Origin of the sequence: Paenibacillus sp. J2TS4 (assembly GCF_018403245.1) — a bacterium.
Taxonomy (GTDB): Bacteria; Bacillota; Bacilli; order Paenibacillales; family NBRC-103111; genus Paenibacillus_L.
Window position 1 is genome coordinate 764,598 of sequence record NZ_BOSH01000001.1, and the last position, 14,210, is coordinate 778,807.

General features: G+C 50.7%; 9 protein-coding genes. All 9 read left to right on the plus strand.

The features are described from left to right. The first annotated feature begins 39 nt into the window (after positions 1 to 39). The 9 genes from KJS69_RS03410 to KJS69_RS03450 all read left to right on the plus strand — a co-directional run bounded on the left by KJS69_RS03410 (position 40) and on the right by KJS69_RS03450 (position 13,937). Positions 40 to 3,195 (plus strand): alpha-mannosidase, encoded by a 3,156-nt coding sequence (locus KJS69_RS03410; RefSeq protein ID WP_213581579.1) that lies wholly within the window; start codon positions 40 to 42, stop codon positions 3,193 to 3,195. A 186-nt stretch (positions 3,196 to 3,381) separates the two neighbouring features. After that, entirely contained in the window at positions 3,382 to 5,589 is a 2,208-nt protein-coding gene (locus KJS69_RS03415) for a helix-turn-helix domain-containing protein (protein ID WP_213581580.1), read from the plus strand. A gap of 289 nt (positions 5,590 to 5,878) precedes the next feature. Next, on the plus strand, positions 5,879 to 6,733 hold the full coding sequence (locus KJS69_RS03420; RefSeq protein WP_213581876.1) for an ABC transporter permease: 855 nt from the start codon (positions 5,879 to 5,881) through the stop codon (positions 6,731 to 6,733). A gap of 41 nt (positions 6,734 to 6,774) precedes the next feature. After that, complete coding sequence (locus KJS69_RS03425) at positions 6,775 to 7,644, plus strand: carbohydrate ABC transporter permease (RefSeq protein WP_213581581.1); 870 nt, start codon at positions 6,775 to 6,777, stop codon at positions 7,642 to 7,644. Positions 7,645 to 7,682: 38 nt separating this feature from the next. Beyond that, positions 7,683 to 9,323 carry an extracellular solute-binding protein gene (locus tag KJS69_RS03430; protein WP_213581582.1) on the plus strand — a complete coding sequence of 547 codons (1,641 nt, stop codon included), beginning with the start codon at positions 7,683 to 7,685 and terminating at the stop codon, positions 9,321 to 9,323. Further along, positions 9,307 to 10,467 (plus strand): alpha/beta hydrolase family protein, encoded by a 1,161-nt coding sequence (locus KJS69_RS03435; RefSeq protein WP_213581583.1) that lies wholly within the window; start codon positions 9,307 to 9,309, stop codon positions 10,465 to 10,467. The genes KJS69_RS03430 and KJS69_RS03435 overlap by 17 nt, the downstream gene beginning before the upstream one ends. 371 nt (positions 10,468 to 10,838) lie before the next feature. Next, positions 10,839 to 11,792, plus strand: coding sequence for an aldo/keto reductase family protein (locus KJS69_RS03440; protein WP_213581584.1), 954 nt, complete (start codon positions 10,839 to 10,841; stop codon positions 11,790 to 11,792). A 205-nt stretch (positions 11,793 to 11,997) separates the two neighbouring features. Beyond that, complete coding sequence (locus tag KJS69_RS03445; protein ID WP_213581585.1) at positions 11,998 to 13,278, plus strand: DegT/DnrJ/EryC1/StrS family aminotransferase; 1,281 nt, start codon at positions 11,998 to 12,000, stop codon at positions 13,276 to 13,278. Between the two features lie 227 nt (positions 13,279 to 13,505). Continuing rightward, entirely contained in the window at positions 13,506 to 13,937 is a 432-nt protein-coding gene (locus KJS69_RS03450; protein ID WP_213581586.1) for a universal stress protein, read from the plus strand. The last annotated feature ends 273 nt before the right edge of the window (positions 13,938 to 14,210 follow it).

Consider the following 14,210-nt stretch of genomic DNA (forward strand, 5'->3'; position numbering starts at 1 on the left):
TATAAACGATGGCCGGTGTTATAAAAGGAGTGAGTGACGATGTTCTTCAGAATAGAGCAGCTGAGCAAGCAAGTGGAGGAACTGGCGGCGTACCGTTACCGGGAGGAAAGAGGCATTTCCCCTTTATGCATGAAGCCCGATCCGTCAGGAGAGGTAGGCGCATACCCGACTGAAGAAGGGGAGTGGTCGGAAGTCCAAATAGGGGACCGCTGGAAAGGCCGGGATGCTTATTTATGGCTGGCGGCCGACGCAGTCATCCCCGAGGCATGGAAGGGCAGGAAGGTGGTCGGCCGGTTTTGCTTTGGCAGCGGCGGAGGAGGGAATAACCGCGGGTTTGAATCCCTGCTCTTTCTTAATGGCCAGCCTTATCAAGGGGTGGACACGAACCATCAGGAAGTCTTTTTTCCGTCGGATTGTGCGGGGTCTCAGGTCTCATTGAGGTTCAGATTATGGACCGGACTCAATGGCTATGGCAGAAGGCAGCCCGTTGAGCACCAGTTGATGAGAGCGGATCTCGCCTGGCTCGATCCAACGACCGATGATTTCTATTTTACGAGCAGGGCCGTGATCGAAACCGTTCAGGTACTGACCGAGAGCCAGCCGGAAAGACAGGAGCTGCTTTCTCTGCTCCATCAGTCCTTCCTGCTCATCGATTGGTCGCGTCCCGGCTCCCCGATTTTCTACGATTCCATAGAAATCGCCTTGCAGCAGTTGAAGGCCCGATTGGCGAAACTCCCGAAGCAGCATGCGGTAACCGTTCAGTGTGTCGGGCATACCCACATTGATGTAGCCTGGCTATGGCGTTTGCGGCATGCGCGGGAGAAGAGCGCCCGCTCCTTTGCAACCGTACTGCGTCTGATGGAGCAGTATCCCGATTATATCTTCATGCAGACCCAGCCGCAGCTTTACGACTATTTAAAGCAGGATTACCCCGAACTGTACGGGGAAATCCGGACCCGCATCGAGGAAGGACGCTGGGAGCCCGGCGGGGCGATGTGGCTGGAGGCGGATTGCAATTTGCCTTCCGGGGAATCGCTTGTCCGCCAACTGCTGGCGGGAACCCGCTTCTTGAAGAGGGAGTTCGGGACCGAATGCAAATATTTGTGGCTGCCGGATGTGTTCGGCTACAGCTGGGCTTTGCCGCAAATTATGAAGAAGTCGGGCATCGAAGTGTTTATGACGACCAAAATCAGCTGGAACCAGTACAACCGGATGCCGCATGATACTTTTTATTGGCGCGGCATCGACGGAACGGACATTCTTACCCATTTTATTACAACACCGGACCCCGGGGGAGGAGAAGGAGCTTTCTATTATACCTACAACGGTGGCGTTACTCCTTATTCCGTAACCGGTATCTGGGATGGATATCGAGATAAGGAAATTAATCAGGAGCTTCTGCTTTGTTACGGTTATGGAGATGGTGGAGGAGGAGTGAACCGGGAGATGCTGGAGATGCGGCGGCGTCTGGCCGAGCTTCCGGGAGTGCCTCAGGTGACGACCGGCCGGGCCGATGAGTACTTCGGCCGATTGCAGGATCGGGTGGCTGCCGCGGAGGAATATGTGCACACCTGGGACGGAGAACTGTATTTGGAGATGCACAGGGGGACGTACACAAGCCAAGCCTATAATAAGCGGATGAATCGGAAGCTGGAGCTTCTGTACCGGGAGGCCGAGTGGTTGGGAGTGACCGCCAGCCTGCTGCGCAGGGAGTGGTCACTTTATCGGCAAGCAGAGCTGGAAGAGGGATGGAAAATTATATTGCGCAACCAGTTTCACGACATCATTCCCGGTTCCTCGATTACCGAGGTATATGAAGATAGCCGCAAAGAATACGATGAAGCCTGGGGAACAGGGCAGAAAGTGTGGCAGAAGGCGGCGGATGAGATCGCAGCCCTGGACTCGCCAGATCAGGTGGCGGTAACGGTATTCAACTCTGCTCCTTGGGCAAGGACAGAGCTGGTGAGGGTAGAACTGGAGGAAGCCGCGGAGCATGGCGCCTGGCATGATGACAATGGCAACAGACTGGAAGCGCAGTACGATGGACGGCTGTGGTGGGTCCAGGTGGAGAACATGGCAGCCATGGGGTGGACAACGCTCGTCTTTACACGAGAATCCCAAACAACTCTTATCCCGGGGCAACCCTATCCTTTTGTCATGAAGGAGGAGGGAATGACTACCCCTTATTATGAAATTTCATGGAATTCCAACGGGCAGCTTACCCGAATCTATGACATCCAGGCCGAACGCGAGGTGCTGCTGGCAGGGCAGCGGGGGAATGTACTGCAAGTGTTTGAAGACAAGCCGAAAAGCCGGCATGAAGCCTGGGACATCGATATTTATTATCAGGAAAAAATGAGAGAGGTCCATGAGCTTGCCGAAGTATCCTGTCTGGAGCTTGGCCCCTTAAGAGCTAGAATTCGTTGGGAATGGACTTATATGGATTCAACAATTGCCCAGAACATGATCGTGTATAAAAATAGCCGGCGCATAGACTTTGAGACCGAGATCGATTGGCACGAGCAGCGGCAGCTGCTGAAGGTCGCATTCCCGGTCGAAATCCGATCGACAGAGGCGACTTATGATATTCAATTCGGCAATGTGAAGAGGCCCACTCATTGGAACACGAGCTGGGATTATGCCAAATTCGAAACGGTAGGTCATCAATGGGCCGATTTGTCCGAGAGGAGCTACGGAGTCAGCCTGCTGAACGATTGCAAGTACGGATATGACATTAAAGGCAACGTACTTCGTCTGTCGTTAATTAAATCGGCTTTAGCCCCGGACCCGACAGCCGATCAGGGGCGGCATTCCTTTACTTATTCGCTTCTTCCCCATCCCGGGGATTGGTTTGAGGGAGGCACGGTGCAGGAAGCCTGGGCGCTCAACCAGCCGCTCACGTATGCCAAGGGAAGGCCGGCGGCGGCCTCCAGCTTCTCCTTGTTCACTGTTCATTCTGATCATGTCATGGTAGATGCGGTCAAAAAAGCCGAGGACGGTCAGCATGTGGTGCTTCGCATCCATGAATACGGAGGCAAGCGCGGGCAGGCTGCCATCGATTGTGGATACCCGATCGATTGGTGGCAGGAAGGCAATCTGCTGGAGGAACCGGAAGGAGAACGCTTCCTGAATCAGCCCATCCAAATAGCGCTGCGGCCGTATGAAATCAAAACCTTGCTGATTTGCCCCCGGTAGGGGGCACTTTCCTTCGGAACGGAAAGGACGCTTGTCCTTGTTTGATATTTTTCATCTATGGGACAGACAGACTTTGCCGGCACAGATATGGAGTCCAAGAAGTGGAGAAAGAAAGAGGTCGACAGGGCAAGTTGTGGTGTCCATTAAATGTAATTAAACCTGAGGGCTTCTCCAGGAGGGGATGAGATGAAAAGAAACGGATATAAGCGATTGTTATTCTCTTACCTGCCTATCTTTTTCTTTATCACCCTGGCCATCGTATTTCTTTCCGTACTTTCCGCAAGCGAGCTGTCCAAAAAAGAAACCATTCGCGCCAACGAAGTATTCGCGGGGCATGTTATGCAGATGGTCGATCATACGATGCGGACGATAGAGCAGCAAATCATCAAGGAAGTGCAGACGAACGACAAGCTGGCCCAGTTTTACACCGAAAATTACTCCGGCAGTTCAGCTATGACTCTATATGAAATTTCCAATATGCTCAGAGAATGGATCGTCAATATCCCGATGATCGATTCGGTCTATTTGGTCCGTTCCTCGGATCAGATGATATTAAGCAATCATTTCATGAAGCCGGTGGCCGAATTCGAAGACCGCGATTTGATTGGGGAAGCACTGGAATCCCCCTCTTCCATCGCTTATAAATGGACCGACATAAGAAGCTATAGAGTGTTTGAGGATCAGCTTCGGCCGATCAAGGTTGTCACCTTGATCCACAGAGTACCGCTGCTGAGCGGGGATCAAGGCATCATCGCGGTCAATGTGCAAACCTCTGCTATTGAGAATGTGATCGAGGATCTGGCCGCTTCAAACCTGAATTTTATTCGTCTGCTGGACCGTCAGGAGTCGCCTATTCTGGACAACAATTCCAACGGCAAAATATTGACGAGCAAGGAATCGAGCTATACCGGTTGGAAAATAGAAAGCGGACTGACAAGCGATAATCTCCCTGCTTTTATCTTTTCGTACTCCTCTATTTGGTTTGCACTGAACCTGCTAATGATTGTCATAGGGATCGTTTGGATTCTGTTCGTGACACGCCGCAATTACCGGCCGATTGAAGCTATATTGGCCCGCATTGACGCCTATGCTGCTCAAAAGAACAGCCTTTCGTCCACCCAGGATGAATTCCGCTTTATTGAAACGGCCCTGGATGATTTGGTGGAGAGATCGATGAATTATCAAAAGCAGAGAGAGGACGATCTGATTTATCGAAAAAGAATTTTTTATAAGGAAATGGTTGAAGGCGGTTCCCCGATTACAGCGGAGCAATTGTGGACGGAGATGCGCCTGTTGGGCTTTCAGGACCCTATTGGAAAGCTGGCGATGGCTGTCGTCGAGCTTGACAAGTATGCGGAATTTGTAGACCGGTACAGCCAGAGGGACCAGTATTTGCTTAAATTTGCACTCAGCAGCGTCATAACGGAACTATTTCAGAAGAATGGGATAACGGTCTGGATGGAATGGATTTCTACTTCGCAATTGAGCGTCATGGCTCATCTCCCTGATTCGACGGATGACACAAGTCTGGCAGAGCAACATTTCGAGGACGTTATTCAATGGGTGAATCAGCATCTGACCTTCACGGTAACGATAGGACTATCCACTATGGCGAAGCAGATTGAAGAAATTCCCGCTCTGCACGAAGAAGCTTTGGAGGCCTTGAAGTACAAGCCGGTCCTCGGCGGAAATCGGATTATTCACAAGGAAGCGATAAGAATATACCCACAAGGGGAAGTTTACAAACATTTGAACTTATTGCGCTCCCTGGGACAGAAGTATCGGCTGGGCGATATGGAATGGGCGCTGGAATTAAAGCAAATGTTCCACGCATGCGCGGAGGGCCTGCTCACCCGCGATAGTTTGTCGGCAATTCTGCACAACATGATTTATCATCTGCAAAGAGAAGTGATGGAGCTGCCGCCGGAAGTCCAAAAATATTGGAACGATGAGACCCTTCCTCTGCTAAACCGGGCTATCGAACGGATGGACACACTGGACGAATTGGAGAAGGAGCTTCTTTCCATCCTGAACAAGTCGGCGGAGCAGATGGAACAATGGAGGCTGTCTCGCAATAACTACAATCTGATGCTGCAGATTAAATCATTTACCCACGAGCATTATGCCAATCCTGATCTTTGCCTCACCTATTTAAGCGGCCAATTCGATTTGAACGCCAAATATATTAGCCAGATGTTCAAGGAAAAGCTCGGCGTCAATTTTCTCGATTATTTGTCTACCGTAAGAATCGGGCAAGCGGAAAGATTGCTGACGGAAACCGATAAACCCGTACAGGAGATCGGGGTTCTGGTCGGCTATCCGAATGTAAGGTCCTTTTTACGTGTATTCAAAAAGATTACTGGAGTGACACCCGGTGAATTCCGCAAGAAGTGAAAGGATTCGGCAGAACTCCCCCTTTGTTCCGGAAAACTGTCTCTTGCAGAAATTTGTCCATAGCCTTCAAAAGCGGGCCGATAAGCGAATTTATGGAAAATAGTAACCTCCCGGAATACTGTCGATTGTCAACGAAAAAAGATTTCGGTAAATTGATGGAAATTTAGGGAGGGGAGGTGAGGCGGTGGAGCAGCCATTAAAGAGCTCAATACGGACAGCAGAGCACCAGAAACGATCGTTATCTTTGGACCGAAAGAGAAAATTTAAGCAGAATCTGCCTTTACTCGTCATGTTTATCCCGGTCGTCGCTTTTTATCTGATTTTTAAGTATGCGCCCATGGTCGGAGTTATTATCGCTTTTAAAAGCTATAACTTTGCCGACGGGATTTTTGGCAGTCCATGGGTTGGAATGAAAAATTTCCAGCTGCTGTTCAGCAACCCGAATTCGCTGCTCATTATTCGGAATACGCTGATGCTCAGCCTGTTGAGTCTTATTATCGGGTTTCCATTTCCGATAATGCTCGCCATTTTGCTTAACGAGGTCAGAAGAATGTGGTTTAAGAAGACGGTGCAAACCCTCGTTTTTTTACCTCACTTTTTATCCTGGGTTATCGTCGGCGGCATGGTGGTAACGATTTTCTCCCAGCAATCGGGAGTCATTAATCACTTGCTGGAGCAATGGACCGGGACAACCTTCGCGTTCCTGTATAACGAGCTTTCCTGGATATCGATCTATGTCGGCTCGGGCATATGGAAGGAAGCCGGGTTCAGCGCGATTATTTATATGTCCGCGCTGTCTACAATTGACCCGAGCTTATATGAAGCGGCCAGCATCGACGGGGCGAGCAAATGGAAGAAAATATGGCATATTTCACTGCCGGGGATTGCACCGGTCATTATTCTCATGCTGATTCTTTCCATGGGAAGGGTGATGGAGGTCGGCTTCGACCAGGTGTATACTCTGCAAAATTCGGTCGTAGCCAATGTATCCGAGGTCATCAGCACCTATATTTACAGCTTCGGCTTGCAAAGAGGACAGTTTAGTCTGACGAGCGCCATGGGCTTGTTCGAATCGGTGGTAGGCTTTATTCTCGTCGTCCTGGCCAATACGATCGCCCGCAGATTCGATCGTGGACTCTGGTAGGCTGTGTGTTAGTATGAACTCTCATATTTCAGGAGGATGCGATGAGAAGAACGTCAGGTGAAAGATGGTTTAATGGAGCCGTCGCCGTATTATTGTTCATTGCCGGCGTCAGCTGCTTGCTTCCCTTGCTGCATGTGGCGTCCGTTTCGCTCAGCGATCCCCATTATGTCCGGTCAGGGGCGGTTACTTTATGGCCGCGCGGCTGGTCGCTGGAATCGTACACGCTATTATTTAAAGGCTCTAAAATTGTTAGCGCTTTAAAAAACAGCTTCACCATAACCGTGGTGGGCGTTCTGCTGAGCATGCTGTTTACGACGCTGGCCGCATATCCGCTGTCGCGCAAATATTTTTATTTTCGCCGTTTTTTTACACTGGCCATCGTTTTTACGATGCTGTTCAGCGGCGGATTAATTCCTACCTATCTGGTCATGAAGCAGTTGGGCTTGATCAATACTTACGGGGCATTGTGGCTCCCCGGACTCGTAAGCACATTCAATATGCTGATCATGCGCACTTATTTTGACGGGATACCGGAAGAATTGGATGATGCCGCGCGGATGGACGGCTGCGGGGAGTGGCGGTATTTGCTGCAGGTGGTGCTGCCGTTATCGCTCCCGGTTATTGCGACACTATCCGTATTCTATGCCGTCGGCTATTGGAATGCCTTCTTCTCGGTATTGATCTACATTAACGATACCAGCAAATACAACTTAACCGTGCTGGTGCAACAGATGATCCAAAGCCAGTCCTTGATGCAGGAGCTGAACGCCAGCGATATGCAGACGTTCATTACACCCGAAGGCATCAAAACCGCCGGAATTGTCGTCATGGTTCTGCCGCTTCTTATCGTCTATCCATTCCTGCAGAAGTACTTCGTCAAAGGTGTGATGATAGGGGCGGTCAAAGGATAGCGGGATACAATAAAATCAGGAAAAGTGAGGGGTAGAGAATGAAACAAAGAAGATCACAATGGATGACCGCCGGGATGATTCCGGCGCTGGCCTTGGCTACAGTGATGGCAGGCTGTTCAGGCTCAGGCGGTTCCGGGCAGCCGGGTAAGGATCCTGATGTTAAGGATGCGGACGGATCCAAGAAGAAGGCGAATATAACGGCAACGATCTATGATCGCGGCTTGGTTCCGGAAAGTGAAGGAACGATTGAGAAAAATCGCTGGACAGAGTGGATTAACGAGAACGGGCCGGCCAATGTCAAGTTCGTCGCCATTCCCCGCAACGATGCTACGGCGAAGCTGACTACGTTATTCGCTTCCGGGAGCGCACCTGATCTGGTTTTTGAGTATTCCAACACACTTCGCGATCAGCTTTACTCGCAAAAACAGATTCGCAGTGTCGACGAGTTAATTGAAGAGCACAGCACGACTTATAAGCAGCTGTTGGAACAGTATCCGCTCTTCAAATCGGTAGCTACTATGCCGGACGGCAAAATGTATGCTTTCGGCAAAATCAACGGCTTGTCCACGAACCATGCTCTCTATATCCGCGCCGATTGGCTGAAACAAGTCAACAAAGAAGTTCCGAAGACGACAGAAGAGCTGTATGAAGTATTAAAAGCGTTTACAGAGCAGGACCCGGACGGCAACGGCAGCAAGGATACCTACGGCACATCGTTGGCTTATATAACCAATCAGGTCATCAATGCGATGTTTCAGAATGTGCGCTGGGTTGTTGAGGACGGGGAACTGATCCGCGATTGGGAAAGAGCCAAGGCGGCTACTGAATTCAAGAAGCGTCTTTACGATGAAGGCCTTGTGGACAAAGACTATCTGACCGATAAGAGCGGGCAAAAAGCCCAGCAGGATTGGGTCAACGGCAAGATCGGCATGTGGGCCGGACAAACGAACGGTCCAGCCTGGTTCCAAATTTACGAATCTTTGAAGAAAAATGATCCTTCAGCCGAAGTGCTGGTCATTCCGCTGCCTGAAAGTCCGTTTGGTCAATTCAGTCCGGTTATCCAAAATCCGGTTCAGTTGACCGCCATGATCAACGCTCAGGCTAAAAATCCGGAGGCCATTATAGAATACATTGATTTCATATCGTCGGAGACGGCCGGGAAAACATTGAAATATGGATTGGAGGGAACCCACAGCACAACAGGCTCCAATGGCTGCCCGGCCTTTGTAGACAAGGAGAAGGCTAAAGAATTGTCCTACACCGATGATTTCAGAATGCTCTATTCCCCTGCGCTGGAGGGGAAATGCGGGGAGTATGCAGAGACTTTGAATCAGGACAATCCTGTGGAAAAAGAGTTCTATGATCTGGTCCAAATGGCTAATGAAGCTTATTTGACTCCGGAAAGACCGATCGCCGATATTACTCACGGGGAACATATGCCGACGCCGCCGGAAGATATTCAACTGATTGTCTCCAGCGTCAACAAGCAGATCGACGATCTGTGGAATAAAGCTATCGTCAGCGGCCCTTCCTATACTCCTGATCAAGCTATGAACGAGGCGAAAAGCCTGTGGGACAAGGCGGGAGGCAAGCAGGTCGAAGAATGGTACGCCAATTGGTACAGCGAAAACAAAGAAACGGCTCTGCTGCGGGATAAATTGTATGAGTTCAAGCGATGAAGCCTGGCCATGGAACCTGACAGAATTGGCACATTGTCCCCGTCTTTATCCAATGTCCGAATGGGAGGACGGGGACATTAAGGCCCTGTTTTACGAAGGGCTGCCCTATCAGGGGCGGCAGACCCGGGTGTTCGCCTATTACGCCTTGCCTGAACCGGCCTGCGGGAAGAAGGTGCCTGCCATCGTGCTCGTGCATGGAGGAGGAGGGACGGCTTTTAAAGAATGGGTGCAGCTGTGGAGAGACCGGGGCTATGCCGCCCTCGCCATGGATCTGGAGGGACAGCTCCCTCTGGAGAAGAACAGCAGGGGAGAGCGGCCCAGGCATGAATGGGGCGGGCCGGCCAGGCAGGGGATTTTTGCCGATTACGGGCAGCCCCTGCAAGACCAATGGATGTATCATGCCGTAGCCGACGTCATCCTGGCTCATTCCATTCTCCGTTCCTGCGAACGGGTGGATGCCGACCGAATCGGTGTCACCGGGATTTCATGGGGGGGAGTCGTGGCCAGCCTGGTGGCGGGAGTGGATCGCCGTCTGGCCTTCGCCATTCCCGTATACGGCTGCGGATATTTATACGAAGCCGATAACCAGTACGGTCACAGCTTCGAGAGCATGCCGCCGGAGGCTTCCGCCAAGGTGAAGCGTCTCTGGGACCCGTCCTCTTTTTTGCATCGGGTCTCGATTCCCATGCTGTGGGTAAACGGCAGTGATGATCCGCACTTCCCGCTTCATCTGACGGGCCGATCGTATCGGACGGCCCACAACGGCATAGACGAATCCGCACTGAGCATTCATTTCGGATTAAGTCATTCTCATCGCGCCGGATGGGAGCCGGAGGAAATCTATTCCTTTGCCGATCAAATGACCCGGGGCGGGAAGCCGCTCGTGCAGATCGTTCGCCAGGAAATGGAAGGGAACCAGGTGAAGGTTCAATTTCGCTCGGACATTGCGGTAAGCCAGGCGGAATTGCGGGTTTCCCGAAATGTTTCGGATTGGTTTAAAGCGGAATGGGAAGCGATAGAAGCCCGAATAGAGCAGGATTCCTGTGAAATCAGCGCGGAGCTGCCGGAGCGGGCGGCTGCGTATTTTTTTCAAATCAAAGATGGATGGGGTAGGCTCGTGAGCACTCCCCCTGTCACGCTCTGAATGTCGCTTTCGACAGGGATCTACCCAAAAGCCACTAGTGTGGCGAAATAAGTGCAAAATGCATCTATTTTGCTCCGAAAGATTAACATGCGGTGAAATGGTGGTACAAGTGCTCTTGTTTCGCTGCGAAAGCTGCGCCTAATATACTCGCAACGCACTAACGTTAAGTGTAAATTCTGCAGTTAGTTCCTGCTTTGTTCGCTAAATGGCTTAATTTAAATGGAAAACCTGCATTTAAAAAAGGGCAAGTTGCTTGATTTCCTAGATTTTGCTCGAACTAGATGTAGGTTTTCCAGTTATTTTACATATTTTTGTCTGAAATGGCTGGATTTGCTGCAGAAAATCCATTTAATGAGAAGGAGGAATCGGAAATGCAATATAGACATCTGGGAGCCAGCGGCTTGAAAATAAGTGAGGTCAGTTTGGGAAGTTGGCTAACTTACGGGAATTCAATGGAAGAAAAGCAATCGGAAGCCGTCGTGGACAAGGCCTACGGGCTGGGTATCAATTTTTTCGATACGGCCAATATGTACGGGCGCGGAGCCGCTGAACGGATCATGGGCAAGGCATTGTCAAAATATCCGCGGCATTCCTACGTGCTCGCGACCAAGGTTTTCCATCCGATGGGGGACGGGCCGAACGACAGAGGACTGTCCCGCAAGCATATTATGGAGCAGTGCGAGGCCAGTCTGCAGCGAATGGGCGTCGATTATATCGATTTGTATCAGTGCCACGGCTATGATTCGAACACTCCTCTGGAGGAGACGCTTCGCGCTTTGGACGATCTGATCACACAGGGGAAAATTCTTTATGCCGGCGTCAGCCGGTGGAAAGCGGTTCACCTGTCGGATGCTGTTCATACCGCCGAACGGTATCATCTGGACCGGATAATATCCAACCAGCCCCAGTACAACATGTTCACCCGCGGACTGGAGCAGGAGGTGCTGCCTGTGTGCGAACGGGAAGGGATCGGACAAGTCGTATTCTCTCCTCTGGCCCAAGGAGTATTGACCGGAAAATACAAGCCGGGAATGGCTCCGCCCGAAGGCTCCCGTGCCGCCGATCCGAAGTCGAACATGTTTATGAAATCATTCATCCAGGAAGCGAATCTGGTCAAAGTGGAGAAGCTGCAGCCGATTGCCGAGCGGAACGGTCTTAATATGGCTCAGCTGGCGTTGGCCTGGATTCTGCGGCTGGATAATGTAGCCAGCTGCATTATCGGTGCTTCCCGGCCGGAACAGGTAGAGGACAATGTCAAAGCATCCGGCGTGAAGCTGGCCGCCGAAGATTTGCAGGAAATCGAAGCTATTCTGAATGGGCAATAGCGGCAGCTGCTGTATCTGCTAACAGTCTTTGACACCTCGCAGCTCAAGCAGGATTTTACCGGGCAGGGAATTATAGACATTTTATCGTTACGTTCCTTTCCTTCTTTTGGTCTATAATGGTCGTAAATGGAAGCGTTACCCCATGTCGGTTCTGTCGTATCAGTTCTAAAAATGCGATCCATTAAAACGAAAGAAGGTATGGACAATGGAAAAGGTTGATTTGGAGAAATTAGCGTTGAACGGAGGAGCGCCGGCCAGGAGCAAGCCGCTTCCACCTAATTATCCGGGTGCGGTTGTTATGGGAGAGGAAGAGGCGGCTCAAGCCGCGCAAATCATTAAAGCGCAATCCCCCTTCCGTTTTTATGGTCCAGATTTGCGAAATTCTGTCACCGCTATGGAAAGGATGATGGAGAAGGATTTGGGGGTTCCGTACGCACTGGGAGTAACCTCCTGTACTGCTGCCCTTGTTGTTGCCTTGAAAGCGTTGGGCATTGGTTACGGGGATAAGGTCATTGTTCCTTCCGTTACTTTTATCGCAACGGCCGGAGCGGTCGTTGCCGCGAACGCGGTTCCTATCTTCGCCGATGTGGATGACAGCTTGAATATAGATCCCGCCGACTTGGAGAGAGTGATGGACGAAGAAGTGAAAGCGATTATTGCCGTTCCCATCCTCGGCACTTCATGCGACATGGACCCTATTATGGCCTTCGCCAAAAAACATTCGATTCACGTGATCGAGGATGTCGCCCAGTCCTGCGGTGTCCGCTACAAAGGGCGTTATGCGGGAGCTATCGGAGATGTCGGAGTCTTCAGCTTCCAGATGAACAAAATCATTACGGCCGGCGAAGGCGGAGCGGTAGTTACGCATAGTCCGGAGTTCTACGAGCGTGCGGCAAGATACCACGATCAAGGGCTGCTACGGCCTCAATTGAAGGAGCGCCACGGACTGAATCCGGATGAGGAGACTGCGGCCTTCATCGGGCAAAATTACCGGATGAGCGAAATTACGGGAGCGGTTATGGTCGAGCAATGGGGAAGGCTGAACGGAATCGTCCAAACGATGCGAAATCATCATCGATATCTTAAGCAGGCTCTGGCGGCTGAGTTGCCGGATATGAAATTCCGCTATTCTCCTGATGAACAAGGGGATATCGGTTCCAATCTAGGAATCCTACTCGATTCCGCTGAGCAAGCCAAGGCATTCACGGAAGCCTTGAACGCTGAAAATATCGGGGTCCATACCTTATATGGAAGCCGCCCGGTTTATATGGTTCCGCAAATTTTCAATAAACGGACAGCGGAGAAGGATAATTTTCCATTCAATTATCCGTTCAAAAATCCTGTCGTCTATACGGAGGACATGTGTCCGCGTGCGGTTGATCTGGTGGCCCGTATGGTGTTCCTGCCGGTCAGTCCGGTGCTCGCTCCATCCGATCTCGACGAAATTGTCCAGGGGATCACGAAGGTATACAAGACTTTATTCTAACCTGCCGGGCAGGAAGCAATAGAATCTCTTCTAACCCGCCAGACAGGATGATAAATTAGAAGACGTTCGTCAATCCACCGCCGGATATGCCTGTTTTTGCGGTTTGACATCGTCGCTGCACAAGTGCTAACCTTCGAATAAGCGGTTAATTCCTTAACGGAGACCAAGCAATGAATTATAATTTTAATAATTGCGAGTGCACGTAATTCGATAGGAGTGAGAAGACGATGATGTTCACTAAATTATTGGTAGCTTATGACGGATCCGAGACTTCCAAGAAAGCTTTGGACAAAGCCATCAGTTATGTCAAAGAAAATCCTGCGGCCCAGATGGAAGTCGTCTATGTTCTGAATATGCAAAGTCTGGTCATAGGCGAGGCCATGATCAACATTCCGGTTTATCTTGAAAATGAAATGTACGAACAGGCGGAAGGGATCGTTAAAGAAGTCAATGAGCGATTGGCAGGGCTGTCTGATGCGAAGGCCATTATTAAACGTGGATCACCTGCGCCTACAATATTGCAGTATGTAGAGGAAGAAGGATTTGACGTCATTGTCATCGGCAGCCGGGGGCTTGGCGGCATCCGCGAATTCGTGCTTGGAAGTGTCAGTCACAACGTCGCCCAACATTCCAAAGTTCCGGTTCTTATCGTTAAATAGGAACGTAATGAAAGAGTCAGGTCTGAGAAGGTCTCGTACATCGGGGCCTTCTTTGTGTATTCTTGGCGCGCATCGAATAAACCACGAGAATGCGGTGCACGTTGTGTGGAGGCCGGAACGTACGACAAAGAGGCCAAGAGCACATCGTGAATAGGCCAAAAGCGTTAATGCGAGGATGCGAGAGCATAGCGTGAAGAGGCAGGGAATGTACTGCGAGGGCTCGAGAGCATAGTGTGTGGGCAGAAGCGTACACAAGGAGTGAGAGCGTATACT